The organism is Aequorivita marina (assembly GCF_031631895.2).
Taxonomy (GTDB): domain Bacteria; phylum Bacteroidota; class Bacteroidia; order Flavobacteriales; family Flavobacteriaceae; genus Aequorivita; species Aequorivita marina.
In genome coordinates, this window is record NZ_JAVMBW020000002.1 from 128,154 (window position 1) to 151,418 (window position 23,265).

Sequence of the window (23,265 nt, forward strand, 5' to 3'; positions counted from 1 at the left end):
CAAACCCGTGAAATTTCCAACTCCCCAAACGCTAGAAAATATTGCCATGATTATCGGTTCCGATTATGTTGGCGAGGCTAATTTTCCGGTATTTGGAATGAACGAAATTCACGTGGTACAGCCCGGCGACATTGTTTTTGTAGATCATCCAAAGTATTATGACAAGGCATTACAGTCGCAAGCTACAGTAATTCTCATCAACAAAACAGTGGAATGCCCAGTGGGGAAAGCTTTATTGGTTTCAGACGATCCGTTTCGAGACTTTAATAAGCTTACCCAATACTTCAATCCTTTTCAAAAAGCCACCAGTATTATTTCGGAAACAGCGACAATAGGCAAGGGAACCACCCTGCAGCCTAATGTTTTTGTGGGCAACAATGTAAAGATTGGCGATAACTGCTTGATCCATTCTAATGTGAGTATATATGACGATACCGTTATTGGCGATAATGTAACCATACATGCTGGAACAGTTTTAGGTAGCGACGCATTCTATTATAAAAATCGTCCCGAAAAATTTGATAAGCTTAAAAGTGGCGGCAATGTTGTTATTAAAGACAACGTTGACCTTGGCGCACTTTGCACCATTGATAGCGGGGTAACGGGTTCTACTACTATTGGTGAAGGAACCAAGCTGGATAATCAAGTACATGTAGGTCATGATACTGTTATAGGAGAACGTTGTTTAATAGCTTCGCAGGTTGGTATAGCTGGCTGCGTTTTAATTGAGGATTTTGTTACCATCTGGGGGCAAGTTGGGGTTACAAGCGGTATTACCATTGGCGAAAAAGCGGTTATTTCCGCTCAAAGTGGCGTGAGTAAATCCTTGCCAGGGCATAAATCGTATTTTGGTACGCCTGCAGATGAATTTAGAAAAAAGTATAAGGAATTGGCTTCAATCAGGTTAATTCCAGACATTATAGAAAAATTAGATAGATTGTCATGAGTAAAGAAGCGAAAGAAGTAGTACGTGATTTTTATCGGTCTGATATTTTAGGTGATAAAGATGTAATGGAGCGGTTTTTTCATCCCGATTTAACACTTATCTGGAACAGCCCCACTGGTCTTTCCATTAAAAATTATGATGATATTGTTACGTTTTTTAGCGAAGTGAGAAAATCGTATGATGATATAAGAGTAGAAGTAAGTCACTTATTGGCAGACGGCCCGCATGTAACGGTTCGGTACAAATACTATGTTCGCACTATGGAAAATCCCGATGAGGAACTTGGGATTGCCCATTTCATGAGCATTTTTGAAGTTAAGGACGATAAAATATATCGCGGTTATCAAATTAGTCAGCCGGTAACCGACAATGATGACACCACAGAAAGTTATCATAAGGTTAAGGTATAATATTCTTTATTAGCTTTGACAAAAGCCGTATCTTTGCGGCAATTCCAGAAAATAACAATAAAGCTTTTCTTAAAGAGCAATATTAAATAATCAATAGAAAATACTTACAAATGAGCGTTTTAGTAAATAAAAATTCAAAAATAATTGTTCAAGGGTTCACAGGAAGTGAAGGTACGTTTCACGCCGAACAAATGATTGAGTACGGTACCAACGTGGTTGGTGGTGTAACGCCTGGAAAAGGTGGTCAAAAACATCTTGACAAACCAGTTTTTAACACTGTTTCAGAAGCCGTTAAAGAAACTGGAGCAGATACAACTATTATTTTTGTGCCGCCGGCATTTGCCGCAGACGCTATTATGGAAGCTGCCGATGCTGGAATAAAAGTGATTATTACAATCACCGAAGGTATTCCAGTGAAGGACATGATTACAGCTTCAAACTATATAAAAGATAGAGACTGCCGTTTGGTTGGTCCTAACTGTCCTGGCGTTATTACTCCAGGCGAAGCAAAGGTTGGAATTATGCCAGGTTTTGTTTTCAAACAAGGAAAAGTGGGTATTGTTTCAAAATCAGGAACGCTTACCTATGAAGCTGCAGACCAAGTAGTAAAACAAGATCTTGGTATTACTACTGCAATTGGTATTGGTGGCGACCCAATTATTGGTACTACAACTAAAGAAGCCTTAGAGTTGCTTATAAATGATACCGAAAGTGAGGCGGTGGTGATGATTGGTGAAATTGGTGGCCAACTGGAAATAGATGCCGCTAAATGGTATAAGGAAAGTGGAATAAAAAAGCCGGTTATTGGCTTTATCGCTGGTGAAACAGCTCCTGCAGGTCGTACAATGGGTCATGCTGGTGCAATAGTTGGCGGAAGCGACGATACCGCACAAGCTAAGAAAAAAGTGATGCGCGAATGTGGCATACACGTTGTAGATTCACCTGCCGAAATTGGTAAAAAAGTAAAAGAAGTATTAGGTTAATTATAAAACAGACCTACAGGCAAAGCCCAAAATTACAGGAGTTCGCTTGTAGGTCTTTTCCACTAAAGCCCGCGAAATTCGCAGGGCTTTTTTTATGGAGAACCCGCAAGCTTTTGTTATATTTGAAATGCCATCTTTCGCGGTTCTCCTACAGGAGTTCTAAGATCTGTAGGTGTTTCTTGCAAGGTTTCTAAAACCTTGTAGGTGTTTTATTTAATAAGGAAGACCAATCAAAAACGCATTACAATATGAAATTATTAGAAGGGAAAACAGCTATTATTACCGGCGGAAGCCGCGGAATAGGGAAGGGAATCGTTGAAACATTTGCCAAACATGGCGCCAATGTAGCATTTACATATAGCTCATCTGCCGAAGCGGCAAATGCTATTGCAGACGAAGCTTCAAAAACTGGTGTAAAAGCCAAGGCTTACCAAAGTGATGCAGCCTCTTATGAAGAATCACAGAAATTGGTAGAAGCCGTTTTAAAGGACTTCGGAAGTATTGATGTGCTTATAAATAATGCCGGAATAACACGAGACAACCTTTTGATGCGTATTTCGGAAGAAGACTTTGATAAAGTGATTGAGGTAAACCTAAAGTCCGTCTTTAACATGACCAAAGCCGTACAGCGCACCATGCTAAAACAGCGAAAAGGCGCTATTATTAACATGAGCTCCGTGGTGGGTGTTCGTGGTAACCCTGGGCAAACCAACTATGCCGCTTCAAAAGCTGGGGTTATTGGGTTTACTAAATCGGTAGCGCAGGAATTGGGTTCGCGTTCTATTCGTTGTAACGCTATTGCACCCGGATTTATACAAACCGAAATGACCGAGAAATTAGATGATAATGCTGTAAAAGCATGGGCAGACATGATTCCACTAAAACGCGGCGGCACACCAGAAGACGTTGCTAACGCCTGCGTTTATCTGGCAAGTGATCTTTCGGCATACGTTACCGGCCAAGTGCTTAATGTTGACGGCGGTATGCTTACTTAGATAGTAGCCGTTAGTTGTTAGTAAAGTAGAAATAAACATATTTGATAAAAAAATAATATGAGTCTTTAGCTTGCACCGCAACGAGGGATATTTTTAGTAAAGTTTTGCTCAGCCTTGTTCCGATAGCTATCGAGATGAGTTCGTTTTTTTGGCAATGAAAAAAAATGAACAATTATATTTACATGAATCAATATACCTACTATAATCAACTTGAAACCTTAAACCACAAGCTTTTTTAGTGTCCACAGAAACCATACTTTATATTATCATCGCCGGAGTAATTTCTATTGCCTTGGCGATTTTTATGTATGGATATAAACAGAAGCAGAAAGGTGCATTACGATGGGTTTTTGGAATATTGCGTTTTATTACCGTCTTTTCAATATTACTTTTAATTATCAACCCAAAGTTTAAAAGTGAAACCTATACTGTTGAAAAACCGAAACTTCCGGTTCTAATTGATAATTCGGCATCGATAGGGGAGTTGGAGCAGAATGAAAAAACCTTAGACCTACTTAAAAAACTAAAGGAAAATAAAGCGCTTAATGAAAAATTTGCAGTTTCTTACTTTTCCTTTGGAAGTGAATTTCGTGAAAATGACTCTCTTTCATTTCTTGAGAAAAACACGAACATTGCTGAGGCCTTGGCTTCCACCAATGCTCTTTTTAAAAAGGAAACGGCACCAACCGTACTAATTACTGATGGAAACCAAACCTTGGGTTCCGATTACGAATTTACCGCTGCAACGTTTAAAAACCCAATTTATCCGGTTATTATGGGTGATTCCATAAAATATACCGATCTAAAAATTGAACAGCTCAACACCAATCGCTATGCGTTCTTAAAAAATCAGTTTCCTGTTGAAGTCATTTTAAACTATAGCGGAACGGCGCCGGTTAACTCGGAATTTGTGATTAAACAAGGGGGTTCAACTGTGTATCGTGAAAAGGTTTCGTTTTCTGAAGAAGAATCCTCAAAAACCCTGAACCTTACGCTATCTGCCAATAGCGTTGGACTTCAAAAATACACAGGACAAATACTTCCGCTTGCCGATGAAAAAAACAAGACAAACAACACCAAGCAATTCGCTGTTGAAGTAATAGACCAAGCCACCAATGTATTAGTGGTTAGTACATTGTCGCATCCAGACCTGGGTGCATTAAAAAAGGCGATAAGCAGCAATGAGCAGCGTAGCCTGAGCATAAAAAAGCCCATAGAGGCGGTTAAGCTGCTTAATGACTATCAACTTGTAATACTATATCAGCCCAATAGAAATTTTGCTTCGGTGTTTGCTGAGCTGAATAAATTGCAGAAAAACTCTTGGATCATTTCTGGACTTCAAACCAACTGGAGTTTTTTAAACGCTGCCCAAAAGAGTTTTACCAAACAGGTTTCTAATCAAACCGAAATAGTACAGGCCGAACGAAATCCCAACTATGGTACGTTTGCGGTAACGGCTATTGGTTTTGATAATTTTCCGCCTTTGCACACTGGGTTTGGTTCACTACGGGTTAATGTGCCCCACGAAATTATGTTGGAGCAAACCGTAAATGGTATTGCCACCGGAAACCCATTGTTTGTCACCATGGAAATAGACGGCAAACGGGAAGCGCTTTGGGACGGAGAGGGATTTTGGCGTTGGCGAGCCAACAAATTCGTTGAAACAGAGAGCTTTCAGGAATTCGATGATTTTATAGGGAATATAGTGCAGTATTTGGCTTCAAATAAGCGCCGGAATAGGCTAGAGGTAGCTTCAGAAACCTTTTACTACAACAACAATCCAATCAAGATTTCAGCGCAATATTTCGATAAAAACTATGCTTTTGACAATCGTGCTGCTTTAAATATTTCGGTTAAAAATCAAGAGACCGAAAAGCTTAGAGTTTTCCCCATGCTTTTGCGAAACAATTACTTTGAAGTAGATTTAAACAGCTTGCCAGCAGGATCTTATAACTATACGGTTTCAGTAAAGGATGAAGCTGTTTCCAGTAGCGGAAGCTTTACAATTTTGAATTTTAACGTGGAACAACAATTTTTAAATGCCGATATTGAGAAGCTAAATCGCGTAGCCCAGCAAACCAATGGAAATGCTTATTTTCCTTCGGAATGGGATGCTTTATTGAAGAATTTAATAGAAAACAAGAACTTTCAGAACATAGAACGCAGCGAACAGAAGGTAGTGCCTTTAATAGATTGGAAGTACCTCTTGGCGCTTATTGTACTGGCGCTTTCGGCAGAATGGTTTATTCGAAAATACAACGGACTTATCTAAACAATCAATCAAACTAAAAAGAAACATGGAAAAACTACCAAAACTAACTGTACCCGTAATAATAGGAGCAATTTTACTTATTATTCTCATTGCAAAATCATCAGTAACCATTAATTCTGGACATGCCGGAGTGTTATACCAGACCTTCGGAAATGGTGTAGTTACCGATGAACCGCCATTGGGCGAAGGTTTTCACATTATTGCCCCTTGGAACAGGGTTTTTGTTTACGAAGTACGCCAACAGGAACTTAGCGAAAAAATGCAGGTGCTATCTTCAAACGGACTTGAGATTAAACTAGATGCCTCTGCATGGTATCAGCCCGTATTTAGTGATGTGGCAAAACTGCACCAGGAAAAAGGTGAAAATTACTTGCAACGCGTTATAATGCCAGCAATACGCAGTGCGGCTAGAAGTGTTGTAGGGCGCTACACACCAGAACAACTTTATTCAAGCAAGCGTGATGCCATTCAGGAAGAAATTTATGAAGAAACTAAAAAGATTTTAGACAAGCAATACGTTCAATTAAATGAGATTTTGGTTCGCGATGTAACGCTTCCACCAACCATAAAAGATGCTATTGAGCGTAAACTTAGACAAGAGCAGGAATCTTTGGAATATGAATTTCGTTTAGAAAAAGCGACCAAAGAAGCCGAAAAAGTAAGAATTGAAGCAAAAGGGAAAGCAGATGCAAACAAGATTTTGAGTGCTTCTCTAACCGATAAAATCCTTCAAGACAAAGGAATTGATGCCACTAAAAAACTAGCTGAATCACCAAATGCCAAAGTTGTGGTAATTGGGTCTGGAGATGGTGGCCTGCCCTTGATTTTGGGGAATAACTAATTTTTCTTACAAATAGTAAAAATGTAACACCTGCTATTTTTAATGGCAGGTGTTTTTTTATGTAAAATAGTTGGCAAACCTGTGGTTGTATGTTTGTGCGTTATTTTGGGGTTGTTTAGGGGTGAGTTTGCTTTTTTAGAAACAATGTATCACAACTGAATTTTCTTGCTGGAAGATTTTTCTAGGGTTTCATGAAATTTGGAATGGAGACTGTGGAGAACCTCTTTCTCAAATTGAAATGGAGTAAGTAGACACTCTTTTTTACGTAGGCCGTCGTCCTTCGTAGCATTTTCTGCGAAGGTGGGAGTAGGGGCGGCGTAGAAGTTTGTATCATAAGATTAAAACTATAGAATTAAACTTTAATCACTATATTGCACCAATAGTATGACGTTTTAAAATTTTATACAATGGCAACAATTCGTAAAACAATTACATTTACCCAACAACAAGATGATTGGATTAAAGCTCAAGTCCAAGCTGGAGAATTTACTAATGATAGTGAGTATATACGAAATCTTGTAAGGCAGGATCAAGCTATGAGTGTTGAATTCCTATCGTTAAAATCCAAACTTGTCGAAGGTTTAGAAAGTGGTTTGAGTAATAAAACGCTTCCAGAAATAATGAAAGATGTTGAAACACGCATGAAAAAAGATGGGCGTTTATAAACTTTCGAGTAAAGCAGAGTTTGATTTAGAAGTGATGTACGAATTCTGTATAAGTAAATTTGGACTTATTCAAGCTCAAAAGTATTTTTTCGAGATGCACGAAACTTTTAAGCTTCTAGGAAGAAATGTAAATTTAGGGCGGGATGCCTCTGATTATATCGCAGATTTCACGCGATTTTCTTTTACAACACACACCATATTTTATTTAAAAGCTGCAGATGGTATTTATATTATTAGGGTATTGAGTCAGCGAATGGATTATGAACGGAATCTGCAATTATAGTAATCTCCGACTAGTACCTATTTGTTTTAGAAAGCTTAGCTATAGCTCATTGCAATTTTATATAACGGCTAATTATAGCTTACGAATGTTTACAATTAACTTCCCGTAAAATAGCTGTTACATAATTACTATCGATATGAACCTAAAGGTATCATATCTGCAACTATGTAAAATAGAACGAAAATGTTCTATTCGCTATTTTACTCACATGAATACGTTTGTTCTATAATTTATATTATGTAAAATAGAATATTTAGAAGCGTCCCTCTTAGAAATGCTGTTGCTAATATGTATTGCGTGAGCTCCCAATATAATCATCCCCTATTTTATAGCTCTGCTGTATTTATAGTTCTACTGTAAATGTAAACGAATACCAAATTGATGTAATACTATCTTCATGTTCTGCGTTCTGTTCTAAGAATGATCTTCAAAAAATAAATTAGATTGTATCTCTGTAATAGCCTGATCTACTTTTAGGTTTCGTCAATAATATCATAGGTCTTTTTAAATATAGCATCGTCACAGACATATTTTTCATCATTAACGCCAATTATCAACCAATCTCCAGCTTTTCCTTTCATAAGACCTTCCATGGTTTCCACTTCAAAAGACTCGTGTATCTGAACGCATTTAATAGGAATTGGCTTCTTTTTTGCTTTAAGGTAATTGAGTTTCGGGGTTTCTTCTTGGCTAAATTTAAGCACGCTGTTATAATTTTAAAGTAAATTAATATAGTATTGATTATTAGCTTTTTATTTCGGCATTAAGATGATATACTTTCACTTTAAGCCAAGCACCAAGAAGAATTAAGCACACTTCTCTATTGGCATCGCTAGATGGCCAAATGAACCCATACCACGTTATTATTGTCTGTTGCAACATCAAGCACCAAGTAATACCTTCCTGGCTGAACGTAATATCCCGTGGTATAATTGTTCTTCCATATTTCATTCTCCATTTTTGGGCTTATAAAATCGCCTTGTACCGGGATAGTTAGCTCGGTGCCTTCAAAATACAGGGTTTTAGTAAAATATTGTTCCACATTTACAATGCCATACTTTACATAGCCACTGTCTGAAAACATGTTTTTCATTCGGGTGAAGGCTTCGTTATAATAGGCATTGTTTTTTCCATAGGTACTCACAAATTGAATATAGCCTTCAATAGTATTCAGGTTTTTGGCGTAGGTCCAATCTTGGTTTATAGCGGTCTCTGAGAAGTCTATTGTAGTATCATCGGTCGGCATGTTACCCGTTTCTATTACCTCGTTGTTGTAATGCGTTTCGGTCACTGCTGGTATTTCGTGTTCTGAGTCACTATCGGCTCCCACAAGACCAATTACGACCAAAATTACAACTACTGCCAAACCTAGAATAACGTATAATAAGGTCTTGTTAGAACTTTTGGTTTCTTGCCTTAAAGGCGTTTCTGGAATATCCTTTTGTTGTATAGGTGATTTAGCAGGTTCAGATGGTGTTGGCTTTGATTTTTGTTTCGGTGTGGATGGTATTTCGGTAACTTCAATTAATTTGTGAGCTACCTGCTTATCTAGTTTAAGTGCTTTAATTAGACTTGCAACTCCTTTTTCATGACCTTCTGTAAAGTTGGCATACTGTAAACGCCTTAATCTAAAAGGAATATCACATTCTTCTAAAAGAACCGGTACTACTTTTTTGTTTTCTTCTAAAGCGTATGATACCTCGTCCATCACATTATCAGACTTTACCGAAGATTTTGATAATATAACCAACAAGGTGTGCGATGACTTTAAGGCAGCTTCAATGCTTTCATCCCATCTATGGCCAGGCTGAATGTCTAGGTTGTCCAACCAGATTTGTGCCCCTGCTTCGCGAAGACTTTTTGCGAGGCTGGAAACAAATGAAGAATCATCTCTAGAGTAGCTAAAAAAAATACCGCCGTTTGCCATTTTAATTTAATTTTGGAATATACTAAAGTACTTAAAAAAAATGTTTTATTCTGATTATAAGCCTATTAACAGTGCCGTTTTATTCATGGAATTAAATTATGATAAGAATTTAGTTTTTAAGAAACTCAAGAAGCTGTCCTGCGGATTGTTGGTTTGCATTAAGCTAATATAAGCGTTATAAGCATTGGCATGAATAGAAATTTTTTCTCGTAATCCGGCCATTTCTGCGGCTTTTGCATAATTTTCCTTTGCCTGCTTAAAGTCTCCTTTATAGAGATAGGCTTCGGCAATGGTTGCAAACTTCCAAAGACTTGGAAAGGGATCTTGCTCGGTGGCTTGATAAGCTTGTTGGGCAAATGCAGCCATATTTGGTTTATCATTTTTCATTAAGCTCAAAAAGGCCAAGTTTATTGCTTGGTAATATATTTGTGAACAATCTTTTGTTGCTTCGGAAATTTCCAGCGCATCCCTGTAATGCTTAAAAGCCATATTTAAATCTTCTTCCAAAAAGTTTTTCAGATATTGACGTTTATATCGCCCGCCCATAATTCCCAGTAAATTTGAATTGTTCTTTGCAATTGGATGTTCTCTTAAAATCTTTATAGCCTCCTCTTCCCTACCAGCTGCTTCCAGAGCATAAATTAATTGTTCTAAACCTTTGCTGTCAAGTGCTTTCAGTCTAGGAAGAAGTGTATTGACAACCTCATTATACTGCCCTAAGGCTAAGTTTATTTCTTCCTTATTTGAAAAAGTATTGAGAAAACCTTTGTCCATCAAGGTGTTTAAAAGTAATTGATAGCTATCGTCATCAGCGTTATCAATCTGAACTATAGAAAAGTGGTCACCATCTATTATTTCTTGATTTTCTTTTTGAAAAGGCTCTAAACTTGAAGAAATTGGCACAAAATCATCTCTTGCGGCGGCAATACTTTTAAAGGTAAATGGATATCCGTTTTGAAACTTTTGGTTCCAAGCACCTCTAAGTTTACGAATATAAAGGCTTCCCTCCTTTAAATCTTTTTCGTCTTTCTCATGAGCTCTAAAGTTTTTAAATTGAATTTCCGGCAATCCGTTGCTTGGGGTTCCGAAGAGGATAACATGACTAATTCTGTCTAAATCACTTTTTTCCAGTTCCAATATGGCTTGTTGCACCGCAATCCCGCCCAAATCGTGCGCCACAATAGCTATCCGCTTATACTTATAAAACTTATTCTTGATGGAGGTCAGCAGGAAATCTGAATTCCGTTTAATATCATTCGGGCAGCCCCAGATATTTTTCCCCATTTCAGGTACCACATTGCTGCTATAACCTAACGGAAACATATTCCATCCATCCATATCTTCTGAGGCCATTAGCAAGTTTGGCGCCTCCGAAAAAGTGTTTTCTGCATCTCCAGAAAACCCGTGAACAAACAGTATGGCGCTATTCGAGTTTTCTGTTTCTCTAAAAACTGTAACTGGTTCTTTTATAGCGCCTTTGATTGTATTATCTAAAGTTTCAACATTTCCTTGTGCTACATTATTTGCCATAAATCCTGAAGTAACACTAATCACAAAATCCTCAAATATCTGCAGATTTGCATAGGGGTTTTGGTCGGGATATGTTTCGGGAACTTTTTTAAAAATATATTGCACTACTTCAAAAATTCGCACATGCGGATCGTCGTCATTGTGTTTCCCTTCTCCCCTTAGCGCTTCAATCATACATTTGGTAAAAAGACTGTTTTCTTCGCCCTCTATAACTACGCTCAACTCTTCTGCGCGGCATGCAGAAACAATGGTCATTCCACGACCGTCATCCAAGTTTTGAGCCAAGCCATCAGCATTGGTATGTTTGGGCTGCTGTGTGCTAAGGCCTGAAATGCCAGCAGTCATTCCTGCAGCATGACAACAATCAAGAAAGAAAATAAGTCTTCTAGATTTTAGCTGTGAGATTTTATACTTTATTTCTTCGGCTTTAATCCACGTTGTTTTGTAGTTTTTAGGATCATAATCAAAGGGACAGAGGTGAAAATATTTTTTGTTTTCTTCCTCAGGCTTTTTTTTTGCTTTATCTTTTATAAAAGTATTATCGCTATACATACCGCCGTGGCCCGAGTAATACAGGAGCACAGATGAATTTTCATCGGTTCTTTCAAGCAACTTGTCAAACGCCTGAAGAATTCCTTGGCGTGTGGCTTGGGCTTTAGTAATTAGGCTTATATTTTTTTTATAATAGCCGCCGTATTCCTTATCGCTTAAAATTCCATAAAGTGCCTTGGCATCTGCTACCGTTTCAGGAAGGTCATCGCTGCCTACCCCAATTATTAATGCGTGGGCGTTTTTTAGCTTGCTCATAGTAGTTTAAGTTATTATTCAATCAAGGACCCAGAAGCGCGATATATTGAGGTTATTTCCAAAAATCTAAGGCTTCTTTAAACGCTTTAGATTTATTGTGTTTTACGAATAGCGGATCATTTTTAAAATATTTCCAATGGTATAAATGGCCTTTAGCTGCGGCTCTTAGCAGATGTTTATTTAACTCATCTATATTATTACTTGCTGCATAATATTGGGCTAATGCGTAATCAACTGCTCCAAACTGAAAATTTGCCCGCAAGCTTTTTAAAGCTTTGACGTTATTTTCTGCTTCGGAAACTTGGCCAAGTTTAAAATTACAAATCGCCAGTTTGGTCAATGTTCCAATATCTTCGGGCATCTTGATAAAGATTTCTTCTGCTCGCGAATATTCTTTCATATAAAACAAGGCATTGGCAAGCGTTTTGGAATCCTCGGCATTCGATTGGTCTTCAATTATCTTACTGAAATATCGTTCTGCTTTGGCTTTATTATCTTTCAGTAAAAACTCTTTCCCTACCTGCAAATACAGTTCTTGAACTTCTGCTGGGTCTGAGGTTATTTCAATTTTTCTTAAAAACCGATCCAAGACTTCGGTTTTACCCGCACGCACGTAAGCTATGACCAATGGTTTATTTAATAAATGCGCTCCGTTTTCGCTTTGGGCATTTTCAATATTTTTAATGGCTGTTGTGTATTTTTCCAACTCTATGTCTGCGTATGCCTTCACATATATTCGTTGCACGCAATACGCACAGTTTTGAAGACTCATACTGTCCATATCTACCGCGTTATAAATGGCTTCAACATCTTTGGGTTTATTTACGTATTGCAAAGCAATAACCATAGCCGTTTTGTTGGTTATTAGATCAAAAGGTGCAATATAATATTCCTTTAAAATTGAATTGTAAACGCTTCGGTTATCGCCTTTTAAAAGTGCGTTATACATATTTAGCAAGTTTAACTGTCGCTTGTTGGTATAAGAATCTGGCTTTATAAAGCCTAGCAATGAATCTGCTTTTTTATAGTTCTTTTGGTTGTAATAATAAGCAACGCGCAAAACTTTGGGTTCAAAAAATGAGGAATCGGCATTCATTGCCTTTTCTAAGTAGGTGATGTAATCTCCGTTTTCATTGGCATTTTTAGCTTCCAGTAAATATTTATAGGCTTCATATTTTGGTGGTGTTTCCTGAAGCATCAACTTCTTTTTATCTTCAGTAACAAAATAACCAATAATGGATTCATTTAAGTTTTCAATACACTGCAATGGGTATTCTGACGGACATTCAGTGGGTTTGAAAGAGATATCGGTTTTGTTTGTTTTTCCATCAACCAGCATCCCCTGAAAAATAAGCTTGCCTTTTTTAAGATAATAGTTTCCTGTAATTATTTTACTGGGTTTTAGATATTCTTTTACCATTTCAATCTCGTTATTATTTGCCTTTTTGCCATTTAAAATCAACTTGTACTCATCAACTAAATCCTGTGTTATTACCTGTGCCACTTGATTTTCTGTTATTCCATGGATGATCCAGTCTGATGCCATTTTACCTACAATATCATATTTTGAACTTCCAGTATTATTACCAAATTTTAAAACTGCAATTTTATCGCTTCTTTCAATTTTTAGTAGTTCTATATTGGCCTCTTGAGAAAAGTTTTTGTTGACGATAAAAAAAACTGTTACTACACAAAGGGTAGTGATTAGCCCCAAACCAGAAAAATAGACTCTATTGAAAGTTGCAATTTGTTTAAGGTCTTTCTCATTTGCATCAGCTTCAGTTTCTGCTTTATGAAAGGTAACAACCTTGTACTTCCAAATTAAAAAAATGTAAAGTGGAAAGCAAAGTAATAAGGTTATGATAAGAAATGTAACACTTTTATGAGGGAGCCCCAAAGGTTGCCAAGTTACCGAAAGTACCTGCAAAATAACCCACGCAGAGACCACGTATATCGACAATAATTTAAAGACTTCCTTTTTGTGACATTGCTTAAAAAAGGAGTGAAGCTTCATAATACTCGGTTAGTAACGCTAAGTTACTGAATTTCTGCTAGTCACCTCTTAAATAAGCTAGAATAAATAAGAATTTTAGCGTTAAAATCCTTATCTTTAGGTATTCTTTAATGTAAAATATTTGAATTATGCCAACACCACCTAAAAATGATCCGAAAAAAACGGAGACAAAACCAAAACCTAATAAAGATGCGCCAAAACCTAAGGCAAAGCCAAAACCGGGAGCAGATATTGACCCAGGATGAGCTTTTTTAATCCTGACTTTAAATCAATAAAAAAATCCCTTTATGGAGGGATTTTTTATTAGCTTGGAAACTTCTCTCATTTATTTTTAAAGCTTATTCTTCTTCGGAAGTAAGCTTATCCAGAGACTTCTTGATTCTTTTCTTTTCCGTTTTTGCTTTCATCTCATTGTCTTTTTCCAGCTTCAGTTCCCCATCTCCTTTTATTTTAAGATTCTTTTTTCTATCGGTTTTTCCAAAATTTGAAGATTTTCTATATTCATCTTGAAAGTCTGCATGTTTCTTTTCCATAATTGCTGCTTTATTATTTTATTCCGAAAAATTACCGTTAAAGGCAAATTCTTCCTGTTCTATTCGTTCTCGTTCCCATTCAAGTTCTTGTTTCTTAAGATCATCTGGTAAACCCTTAGCATTGTCACTAAAATATCCAAAGGCAACAGCGGTTGCTACGTGATAATCGTCTGGAAAATTAAACTCCTTTTGTGCTTTCATAAATTGCACTCCAGCCATTTGGTGAACGGCAATATCCATACTATTTGCTTGAGTTATTACATTCCCCATAAAAAGTCCGAGATCGTGAAGTGCATGAAAATTTTCTTTTTGGTCATCATTCATTGTTTTTTTGAATGCGTTTATCCAAAGCACCTGCGCATTTCCGGCCCAGGTTTGGTTAAATTCATCTAAACAATTAAAAATACGATCGTACATTTCTGTTCCTTTAATTCCCCAAATAATTCGCCATGGCTGAATGTTGGCACAACTTGGCGCCCATCTTCCGGCCTCCAATAGTGTTTTTACCTCGGCTTCTTTAATTGGAGTATCTGCGAAATTACGCGGGCTCCACCGCTGTTTAATGCTATCTAAAATTGGAAAATCTACAGGAGTATGTTTTTTTATCATAGCTATATGTTTATATTTTCATGTTATTTAAAAATAACGACTTTAATTGGTCTCAAAAAGAAATTAAAAAACATTTAACGCTCTACCGCACTACTTGCCTATTTCTGTGTTATGTACGAAGTTTAGGTTGTGTTTATTTGCCTGACAATTCTGTACTTAATCAAATACTAAGGAAGATTAATTTCACAAAATCCTATTAAAAATTTGGAATGGCTTTTTGGCTGTCGTATATTTAAAAATGATAACAAAACCAGAAAATTATGAAGATAAATTTCGAGTACCACAACGTGACGGCCAGCCCTAGGTTGGAGGCCTTTATTACAGAAAGATTAAATAAACTGGAAACAAAATACGACTCCATTGTAAGTGCAGATGTGTATTTTAAAAAACAAAACGCTACCAATCCCGAAATCGGAAAAATTTGCAGTGTTCGGTTAAGTGTACCGGGACCCACAATATTTTCAGAAACCTCTACGGCTTCTTTTGAAGCTTCTGTTGCTAAGGTTGTTACTGAACTTCGTACGCAACTGCAAAAACGTAAAGAAAAAATGAAAACATATTAATTAATATGAAAGAAATGGGAGTAATAGCACGAAACGATAAACAATTAACCCTGATATATAGTAGTAACACAAGAGTTGGCAATCATACCCTTAGTTATTTAACGGGTATAGATGAAAAATACCTCGCTATAGACTTGGCCAAAACTAGAGTAGCCGATACCCAATGGGCCGATATTGCTGAAGCCCTTGGCGTAAAAATTGGTGATTTGGTAGATAAACGACAACTAGATATATCGGCAGATAGTACATCAGAATTTGATGCCGATGATTGGCTGAAGATAATTCAAAATGACGATTCTGTTATATCGAGACCAATTGCAATTAAGGGCAAGAGAACCAAGCAAATTGACAATCCGCCAGAGATAATGGAATTTTTTGATGTGGAGTCTGCTGGTCTGGAGCAAAGCCCTTCTAATGATACTGCGCCAGATATTGAGAAAACAACAGAAAATGAGAATTTTATTGAAAAGAATAAAGAATAACTAGTCTTTCTCCACTTTTTCTAAGGGTTGAAATTTTGGCTTAACTTGTTTGTAAACTTCTAATTGTGGTCGCGTTAAGATATCTTGCATATCTGCCGTCTCCTCCTCTTGCAGTTGATAAAGCAAGTTAAGCTTTTCTTTTTCGCTAAACTCAGCTTTAAGCTTATTGCGGCGAAGTACATATTCCTCAACCTTCTGCTGAAATAACAACTGTTGTTCCCCAGTTAAACCAAGTTCTGGAATATATTTATTAGTAATTTCCACAGCTTTTTTCTTTGCTTGAGGATTGGAGTTTTGTAAAAATGGATCCTGAGAAAAGGCTGAAAAACTAATTAGTAAAAGTATTAAAGTAGCTAAATTTTTCATGGTTTTTGTGTTAAATTATAGCCTGAAATTCAATCCGTCCTAAATATTTAATTTGTTCATTTTTTTTACTCACTCTTTTCAATAATAAAATTGGAGTTCGTAAATCTTTGATTTCATTGATGATTCCGATAGCTATCGGAACCAACCAAAAACCCCGTACAGTTGTCGGGGCTAGGCTTACGAAATTTTCTCTAAATTTTCGATAGGTCAAAAAACAGAAATTCTCAATTACAGACCCTTAAGCTTCATATTATCTCTAAAGCCCCATTAAGCAAAGGCTTTCAACGGTTCCCTTATGAACGTTTAGGACGCTATAAATTGAAATTAATAAAACAAAAAAACTATTCCAATTACTTTAACTTACTTTAACGCACTAACCGTCAGGAATTAAAGACAATTTAAAGCTTTGTAATCAACACATTACATTATTTTGAAACCTTCTGCTGTATTAAGAAAATAGCATCGTTTACATTGCGAAGTTTTTCCATATCCTCGTTCTTAAATTCAATATCAAATACATCTTCTATATCCAAAACAATATCAACCAAGTGCGATGAGTTAATGTTCAATTCACGTGTAAGGTCGCTAGATTTTTTAATTTGGGTTGCAGAAACATCTTCAGGTAAGTAAATTCTAATTATCGGTTCCAGTTTTCCGTATATTTCTTCTGAAGTCATAGGTTTTCATTTTTTTTAAAGATAGCACAAGCGTTTACATCACCAAAGCCAAAACTGGCTTTTGCAATAATATTTAGGGGCTTTTGTAAACACTGTGTAACAATTTTTTCTGAATTGATTAAAGCTGTAATTTTTGGATGCAGTGGTTCACAATTAATATTAGGAAAAACATAACCTTCATAAAGTTGAAGAATTGCCGAAACAATTTCAATGCTTCCGCTTGCAGCTAAACAATGGCCTATCATTCCTTTAAGCGAGTTTAAATATGGAAATTCTGCTCCTCTCCTATTTAATGCAATTGTCCAATTTTCAATTTCATCCGGATCTTTAATTGTAGCGGTTAAATGCCCGTTGATATAGTCTATTTCAGTTCCTGATACATTCGCATTATTTAGAGCTTCTACTATACATTTTTGTACTGCTTTGCTGTTTGGAGCCGTCATGCTGCCGCCATTTCGCTGTCCGCCGTTGTTTACAGCTCCTCCCATAACTTCTGCATAAATGGTTGCGCCTCTTTCTTGGGCGTTTTCCAAAGACTCCAAAATATAGGCTCCTGCCCCACTTCCGGGTACAAATCCGTTAGCATTTGCATTCATTGGGCCAGCAACTTTATTTGGCGAATCGTTATACTTATAGGTTGTGACCTTCATTGCATCAAAACCACCCCAGATATAAGGTCCGTGATCACTTGTACTGCCACAAAGCATATATCTTGCCTTTCCATTGGCAATGTGTTCATAGCCCATCAAAAGTGCTTCTGTCCCTGTTGCACAAGCAGATGAGTTCGCCGAAACGCAGTTTCCCGCGCCAATAAGCCCTCCTAAATATGCACTTACCCCACTTGTCATAGTCTGTGCAACAGAAGTACTACCCAAGCGCCGCACCTTTTTATTGTCTATTTTATTGATTGCCTCACGAAACTTTTCAACGCCACTAGTTCCTGCTCCAAAAATTATCCCCAAATCCCACAAAGGATCATCTTCTTGTTTTGCCGGTTTTAAATTAGCATCTTTCAAAGCATCCATACCAGCTATCACCCCATAGATAATGCCACTGCTATTAAAACTTCGAAGTTGAAGTTTTGTTAAATATTCTAGTTTTTTTTCTTCTGAAATAGTTGGTTTACCGCCCAATTGGCAGGAGAAGTTAAGGTCGTGTAAGCTTGGAAAAAATTCAATACCAGACACACCTTTCTTTATAGCTTCAGAAAAGGCTGAAACACCTACTGCGTTAGGAGCAACAACTCCTAAGCCCGTTATAACAACCCGTTTTTTCATGTTTATTTACCTTCTTTTAAAACCATTCCGCTGATGCTTCCTTGAGCGACAACTTCATCTTTTGAATTCAACATTTTTACCTTGCACTTTAATTTTTCAAACCTAAAATATATTTTTTCAGAAACTACTGTTACTTTTTCCCCTGGGAATACGGGTATATAAAAGTCTATTTGGGTACTACTCATAGCAAAACTCATTGGTTGCGAAATTTTATCATTTTCCAATAAAAAAACACCGAAACACACCAAACCAATCTGTGCCATACATTCGGTAAGAATAACTCCTGGAGTAACTGGATTATTTTTAAAATGACCTTGATAAAAATAAGCGTCCTCCATAAAAGTGTAGCTTCCTGTTATGCCTTTAGTAGAAATGGAGACTAGCTCGTCAACAAATAGAAACGGTTCTGAATACGGGAGTTTTTCTATGATTTTATCGGTTTTCAAATTAATGATATAAAGTTAATTAAATAAGGCTCTAGTTTAAAACAGCTATTAGGTTGAATATTTGAAATTTTCGGTATTTTTTCACCCTTTAGGGAGGGGTAAAAACAAAATGCCGAAAATCCGATTATTTTTACCCTATCCCTAATGGGAATAACCGGATTTTCTCCATTCAGACCAACTTGAAACCCTTGTGTTTTTATATGGAACATTGAAATCAACGCTAGAATAAACTAGAACCTTAAATAACACTAATTTTATTAATAAGGTGCAGAGTTATAACTAGTAACAACAAGCTGTTCAAGAGGTTTTTGAAGCTCTTTACTCGGTTACAGAGCTCCAGTTTTCTCCGTTTTTTATTCGGTGAATCTGCGTATCAGAAACTCCAAAGCGTTTAGCAATCATATTAATTCTGGTCCTGTTGTTTTTTAATTGGCGCTTGATAATCTTTACCTTTCCTTTGTCTAATTTACCAATCTTTTTATTTCTTTTTTTAATAACGCTCTCCCAATTCGGATTGTTAAACTGATGAAGTTCCTTTTCCCTTTTGGTTGCCCACTTCAGGTTATCAACGTGATTGTTGGTTTTGTCATAGTTTAAATGAATGACACATACTCCATTGTTCTTTTCAAGAAAATGTTCCGCAACAAGCTTGTGTACGTATCTGCTTGTCTGTTTTCCGTTCTTTTTCTGTTTAACGGGTAAGTTTTGGTAACCGTTTATATAGTATTTTTTCACAAGGAATTCTTTTTCCTTATTACAACTAATAATCCTCCCGTAATTTGATATTTTAAACTTCTCATTTTCCGAAATTTTCTCATCAAATTCGACGTCTTTCCATTCTTCATTCCAATAATCTCGTATCATTTTATATTATTTTAATCGTGCCAAATATTTTTTTAAGTTTACTCAGTACTAAGTGCTGTATTAGCGCAGGCTCTCCCCACCATCTACTTTTAATACCATACCATTAATCCAATCGGCTTCATTTTTGCAGAGCAGATAAACTGCGTTAGCTACATCTTCTGGCGTTGTTAATCTATTAAATGGGTTTCTGATTTTCGCCATTTCAGCCAATTTTTCACTTCCAGGAATTACCGTAAATGACGCCGTTTTAGTAGTTCCAGCTTGAATGCAGTTTGAGGTAATCCCTAAAGGAGCAAGTTCTACGGCCATATTTCTCATTAACGCCTCCAATACCGCCTTAGCAGAAGAAACGGCGGCATACCCCGGCCACACCCTTGTGTTACCTTCGCTTGTAAAAGCAATATTTCGAGCTTTTGTGGCAAATCGCTCCATATTAATTAAACTCTGCGTCCATTCGTACCAACTTGTTGCCATAGCATGAATTGTTATATCAAAGTCTTGCTTTTTTAGTTTATCAGCTTCTGAGGCGTTCATTTGTTTTAAACTTCCTTTTGCAATACTGTGCATCAACAACTTTACGCTATTTTTAGGAAGCTCGGCAATTATCTGGTTCCTGACTTCTCTTTTTAACGCATCTTTATTAAAAGTTTTAACCAAAACTCCATTTTCTCTGAGCTTGGCAACCTCATTTTCAAATTCTGGAATATTACTTTTTCTATCTCTATGAACTATACAAATGTTCATTCCCTTTGAAGCAAGTTTTTTTGCACTCGCTAAACCTAAACCGCTGCTGCCACCAAGAATTATTGCCCAATCTTTTTTTGAATTCTCCATATCTAAAACCTTAACAATACGCGCTGTGCAGAAAAGCCAGGCCCAAAGCTAAGCATTAAGCCTAAATCGCCCTTAGAAGGATTGCTATCCATAAAACGCTCTAAAACATATAAAACCGTAACACTACTCATATTGCCATATAATCTAAGTACTTCTTTGGTATCATCTATATTTTTGCCTAGACTTCCGAATAAATCTTCAACGGTTTCAACTATTTTTCGACCTCCAGGATGAAAAATTAGATGATCAATGTTTTCAATTCCTAAATTATTTTGCGCTAAAAACGGATGGATAATCTTAGGAAAATGTGCTGCAATTTTATCAGGAACCGACTTATCTAAGATCATTTGCAGTCCTGTATTTACGAGCTTAAAACCCATCATATTTGTAGCGTCGTAAAAATGATACATGGCTTCGTCCACTATTTTGGGGCCATCATCATCATTATTATTAGACGACATTAAAACGCAAGAAGCTCCATCACCAAAAATAGCTGCGCTTACGATATTGACCATGGAAAAATCTTCCAGTTGAAAAGTGGCCGTTGGAGCTTCCAAGGCAATTACGGCTGCTCGTTTGCCCGGGTTGGCCTTTAAAAACTTATTCGCATAGATGATACCTGAAATTCCAGCCGCGCATCCCATTTCGGTAACTGGTAGCCGTACAATATCCTGCTTCATTTCCAGTTCGTTTATCAAATAGGCATCTACAGATGGAATCATAATCCCGGTGCAGCTTACGGTAATAATAAAGTCAATGTCAGTAGGTTGCCAGTTTGCCTTATCTAGGGCTTTTTCTAGGCATTTCTTCCCAAGTTGGGTAACTTCACGAATATAAATATCATTACGGGCCTGAAAACTGGTATTGGTAAAGACTTCTAGGGGATCCATTATGGAGTACCGTTTATCAACACCGGCACTTTCAAAAATTTTAATTGCCTTTCTTTGAAAACGACTTTCCTGACCATGCATCCACTGTTTTACAAAAGGAATAATCTCCGCGGTTTCCCGGCTGTATTTGGGTAATTGCTTTGCAACTGTGGTAATTTTAACACTCATAACTCCTTTTTAAGTATCCATTGAAATCGATATGCCCATCGCCAATGGATTTTACTTTTTTGATTTGGGATTTTTCCTGAAATACGTACAAGTTCCTGCCTCTTAAAGCCTCTGGCTATAGATACCAAGCCGTCGTGATTGGCTGTTTTGGTTTTTAAGATGAGCTGGCTTACAACTTTAAACAGATTGAAAGCCACCCAATTTCGTTCCAAATCGTTAACTAACACTCCAATTCTTGATCTTGTTAAAAGCGCATTGAGAATAGCTTCTATTTTAACATCATTAAAGTGATGCAAAAACAGGGTACACAGTGCAATATCGCAATTTGGAATTAATTTTTTTTCCGAAAATACATCAACATTTATAAACTCTATATTCAAATATTCCTCGCTTTGGGCTTTCGCAAATTGGAGAATATTGTCGTTAAAATCTACACCTATCAATTCAAAATTATAGTTGTTTTTTCTTCCGAAGTCTGCACATTTCCGAAGCAACTCCCCATCGCCACAACCTATATCTAAAATAGTGATTTTTTCAGACTTTGAGCATGTTATCAACAACTTCTTAAGTCCGTCAATGGTTATGCTGTTTCCTCCCAACCACTTATTAACCGTTTTTAAATCTTTTAACAGGTTTTGCATTTCCGTTCCCCGAAAATCCAGACTGTCCATTATTTCTTTCTGTTCAGACCTATATTTGTTGCTAAAGGTAATCATAATGCTTTTGAGCCATGAGTATTTTTAATAATCATAGGTACAATTGAGGGTATGGCTTTAGCCAAATTAAACCCAACTTTTGAAGCCATAGGGTTCATTAAAACCCGTTGCACCATTCTGCCTGTTCGCAATCTGCCCTCAAATTCATGTTGCCACTTGTTTGAGTAAGCAGCTTCAAGATTGGCCCGATTAAAGTTGTTTTTTTGAAATGACTCCAATAATAATTCTGAAAAAATTTGGGCACTTCTTATAGCCATAGCCATTCCATTTCCGCACAAAGGATGAATTAACCCTGCGCTGTCTCCTATCATAAAAATATGGTTTTCTACCGGATTCTTTTTCTGAAATGAAATTTGACTAATTGTCAATGGCTTATTAAATATAGGTTCGGCTGTTGTAAAGAACTCATTTAAGAACGGATTTTTTGCAAGCTCTTTCTTTTGAAAAAGATTGATTTTTCCATATTTCTTAAAAGCTTTAAAAGTGGTTAAATAACATGCGTTTACAGCACCTGTTTCAGTTTTGCTTAAACCACAATACCCACCATTGAAATTGTGTAGGGCAACTACATCATCAGCAAAATTAAAATTATAATGTGCTTTAACGGCTAGCCAAGGTGATTTCCCTTGCATAAAACTTCTATTTAGAAAAGTATCGAGGTTAGATCTCTTTCCGAAGGCACCCACAACAAAATTGGCTTTTAAAACATCACTTTGTTGCGTGGTAACGTTAAAGGTTTCATTTGTGAAACTTACTTTTTCAACGGTATCAAAAATAACTTCTACCTTGTTTTTTAAGGTTTTATAGATCAGATTATCAAAACTATAACGGCTAATTCCAAATCCTCCGAGAGGTAGATTGGCAGTTATGGAATGTCCTTTTACATTAGTTAGTTGAAACTTCGTTATCTGTTTTGCTCCACCTTTAAACGGATCAATATCTAGCTTTTGTAAGTACGGCAGAACTTCGTTGCTTACATACTCGCCACAAACTTTATGATTTGGATATTCATTTTTTTCAATCAAGCAAACAGCAACATCATGATTAGCCAAGTGAAGTGCTGCCGTTAGCCCGGCAAGACCTCCCCCAATCACAATAACATCCCATTTACTTGTAACCGCCATATTTTTTGGTTTAAAGCTAAAAAATCCCGTCCATAAAATGGTA

Annotated in this window: 25 protein-coding genes; 10 read left to right on the forward strand and 15 right to left on the reverse strand. The window is 36.8% G+C overall.

Annotation, left to right across the window (positions count from 1 at the left end; translation table 11 throughout):
• Positions 1–7: 7 nt before the first annotated feature.
• The 8 genes from QPK98_RS04590 (at position 8) to QPK98_RS04625 (ending at position 7,395) form a co-directional block, all read left to right on the forward strand.
• Positions 8–946 carry a UDP-3-O-(3-hydroxymyristoyl)glucosamine N-acyltransferase gene (locus QPK98_RS04590; RefSeq protein WP_310991874.1) on the forward strand — a complete coding sequence of 313 codons (939 nt, stop codon included), beginning with the start codon at positions 8–10 and terminating at the stop codon, positions 944–946.
• A complete protein-coding gene (locus QPK98_RS04595; protein WP_310991876.1) occupies positions 943–1,356 on the forward strand; it encodes a nuclear transport factor 2 family protein in 414 nt (137 codons plus the stop codon). Before QPK98_RS04590 ends, QPK98_RS04595 begins: the two co-directional genes overlap by 4 nt.
• Positions 1,357–1,466: 110 nt before the next feature.
• On the forward strand, positions 1,467–2,339 hold the full coding sequence (sucD, locus tag QPK98_RS04600; protein ID WP_310991877.1) for a succinate--CoA ligase subunit alpha: 873 nt from the start codon (positions 1,467–1,469) through the stop codon (positions 2,337–2,339).
• A gap of 248 nt (positions 2,340–2,587) precedes the next feature.
• Positions 2,588–3,334, forward strand: a complete 747-nt coding sequence (gene fabG, locus QPK98_RS04605; RefSeq protein WP_310991878.1) for a 3-oxoacyl-[acyl-carrier-protein] reductase — start codon at positions 2,588–2,590, stop codon at positions 3,332–3,334.
• A 238-nt stretch (positions 3,335–3,572) separates the two neighbouring features.
• On the forward strand, positions 3,573–5,606 hold the full coding sequence (locus QPK98_RS04610; protein ID WP_310991879.1) for a VWA domain-containing protein: 2,034 nt from the start codon (positions 3,573–3,575) through the stop codon (positions 5,604–5,606).
• 25 nt (positions 5,607–5,631) lie between these two features.
• The gene (locus tag QPK98_RS04615) at positions 5,632–6,447 is read left to right on the forward strand and encodes a prohibitin family protein (protein ID WP_310991880.1); all 816 of its coding nucleotides are present in this window, start codon (positions 5,632–5,634) and stop codon (positions 6,445–6,447) included.
• 407 nt (positions 6,448–6,854) lie between these two features.
• Positions 6,855–7,112: a ribbon-helix-helix domain-containing protein gene (locus tag QPK98_RS04620; protein ID WP_310991881.1), complete on the forward strand. Its 258-nt coding sequence runs from the start codon at positions 6,855–6,857 to the stop codon at positions 7,110–7,112.
• The gene (locus QPK98_RS04625) at positions 7,099–7,395 is read left to right on the forward strand and encodes a type II toxin-antitoxin system RelE/ParE family toxin (protein ID WP_310991882.1); all 297 of its coding nucleotides are present in this window, start codon (positions 7,099–7,101) and stop codon (positions 7,393–7,395) included. Before QPK98_RS04620 ends, QPK98_RS04625 begins: the two co-directional genes overlap by 14 nt.
• A 473-nt stretch (positions 7,396–7,868) precedes the next feature.
• On the opposite strand, the gene QPK98_RS04630 is transcribed toward QPK98_RS04625, so the two are convergent.
• The 6 genes from QPK98_RS04630 to QPK98_RS04655 form a co-directional block, all read right to left on the reverse strand.
• On the reverse strand, positions 7,869–8,099 hold the full coding sequence (locus QPK98_RS04630; protein WP_310991883.1) for a hypothetical protein: 231 nt from the start codon (positions 8,097–8,099) through the stop codon (positions 7,869–7,871).
• Positions 8,100–8,227: 128 nt separating this feature from the next.
• Entirely contained in the window at positions 8,228–9,322 is a 1,095-nt protein-coding gene (locus tag QPK98_RS04635) for a toll/interleukin-1 receptor domain-containing protein (RefSeq protein ID WP_310991885.1), read from the reverse strand.
• A 96-nt stretch (positions 9,323–9,418) separates the two neighbouring features.
• Positions 9,419–11,659, reverse strand: coding sequence for a caspase family protein (locus QPK98_RS04640; protein ID WP_310991886.1), 2,241 nt, complete (start codon positions 11,657–11,659; stop codon positions 9,419–9,421).
• Positions 11,660–11,711: 52 nt separating this feature from the next.
• Entirely contained in the window at positions 11,712–13,673 is a 1,962-nt protein-coding gene (locus QPK98_RS04645) for a tetratricopeptide repeat protein (protein WP_310991887.1), read from the reverse strand.
• A 338-nt stretch (positions 13,674–14,011) separates the two neighbouring features.
• A complete protein-coding gene (locus tag QPK98_RS04650) occupies positions 14,012–14,206 on the reverse strand; it encodes a hypothetical protein (RefSeq protein ID WP_310991888.1) in 195 nt (64 codons plus the stop codon).
• 18 nt (positions 14,207–14,224) lie between these two features.
• Positions 14,225–14,815: a nitroreductase family protein gene (locus QPK98_RS04655; protein WP_310991889.1), complete on the reverse strand. Its 591-nt coding sequence runs from the start codon at positions 14,813–14,815 to the stop codon at positions 14,225–14,227.
• A 260-nt stretch (positions 14,816–15,075) separates the two neighbouring features.
• Between QPK98_RS04655 and hpf the strand changes: the two genes are divergently transcribed.
• A complete protein-coding gene (hpf, locus tag QPK98_RS04660; RefSeq protein ID WP_310991890.1) occupies positions 15,076–15,378 on the forward strand; it encodes a ribosome hibernation-promoting factor, HPF/YfiA family in 303 nt (100 codons plus the stop codon).
• A 14-nt stretch (positions 15,379–15,392) separates the two neighbouring features.
• The gene (locus tag QPK98_RS04665) at positions 15,393–15,860 is read left to right on the forward strand and encodes an arsenate reductase family protein (RefSeq protein WP_310991891.1); all 468 of its coding nucleotides are present in this window, start codon (positions 15,393–15,395) and stop codon (positions 15,858–15,860) included.
• Here the strand turns inward: QPK98_RS04665 and QPK98_RS04670 are convergent, their stop codons facing one another.
• The 9 genes from QPK98_RS04670 to QPK98_RS04710 form a co-directional block, all read right to left on the reverse strand.
• Complete coding sequence (locus QPK98_RS04670; protein ID WP_310991892.1) at positions 15,861–16,226, reverse strand: hypothetical protein; 366 nt, start codon at positions 16,224–16,226, stop codon at positions 15,861–15,863.
• A gap of 425 nt (positions 16,227–16,651) precedes the next feature.
• Positions 16,652–16,903, reverse strand: a complete 252-nt coding sequence (locus tag QPK98_RS04675) for an acyl carrier protein (RefSeq protein WP_310991893.1) — start codon at positions 16,901–16,903, stop codon at positions 16,652–16,654.
• Positions 16,900–18,180, reverse strand: a complete 1,281-nt coding sequence (locus QPK98_RS04680; protein ID WP_310991894.1) for a beta-ketoacyl-[acyl-carrier-protein] synthase family protein — start codon at positions 18,178–18,180, stop codon at positions 16,900–16,902. The genes QPK98_RS04675 and QPK98_RS04680 overlap by 4 nt, the downstream gene beginning before the upstream one ends.
• 2 nt (positions 18,181–18,182) lie before the next feature.
• A complete protein-coding gene (locus QPK98_RS04685; protein ID WP_310991895.1) occupies positions 18,183–18,626 on the reverse strand; it encodes a 3-hydroxyacyl-ACP dehydratase FabZ family protein in 444 nt (147 codons plus the stop codon).
• A 318-nt stretch (positions 18,627–18,944) separates the two neighbouring features.
• Complete coding sequence (locus tag QPK98_RS04690) at positions 18,945–19,490, reverse strand: NUMOD4 domain-containing protein (RefSeq protein WP_310991896.1); 546 nt, start codon at positions 19,488–19,490, stop codon at positions 18,945–18,947.
• Between the two features lie 60 nt (positions 19,491–19,550).
• Positions 19,551–20,324 carry an SDR family oxidoreductase gene (locus QPK98_RS04695; protein ID WP_310991897.1) on the reverse strand — a complete coding sequence of 258 codons (774 nt, stop codon included), beginning with the start codon at positions 20,322–20,324 and terminating at the stop codon, positions 19,551–19,553.
• A gap of 2 nt (positions 20,325–20,326) precedes the next feature.
• Positions 20,327–21,382, reverse strand: a complete 1,056-nt coding sequence (locus tag QPK98_RS04700; RefSeq protein WP_310991898.1) for a type III polyketide synthase — start codon at positions 21,380–21,382, stop codon at positions 20,327–20,329.
• A complete protein-coding gene (locus QPK98_RS04705) occupies positions 21,379–22,098 on the reverse strand; it encodes a methyltransferase domain-containing protein (RefSeq protein WP_310991899.1) in 720 nt (239 codons plus the stop codon). Before QPK98_RS04705 ends, QPK98_RS04700 begins: the two co-directional genes overlap by 4 nt.
• Complete coding sequence (locus QPK98_RS04710; protein WP_310991900.1) at positions 22,095–23,222, reverse strand: NAD(P)/FAD-dependent oxidoreductase; 1,128 nt, start codon at positions 23,220–23,222, stop codon at positions 22,095–22,097. Before QPK98_RS04710 ends, QPK98_RS04705 begins: the two co-directional genes overlap by 4 nt.
• Between the last annotated feature and the right edge of the window lie 43 nt (positions 23,223–23,265).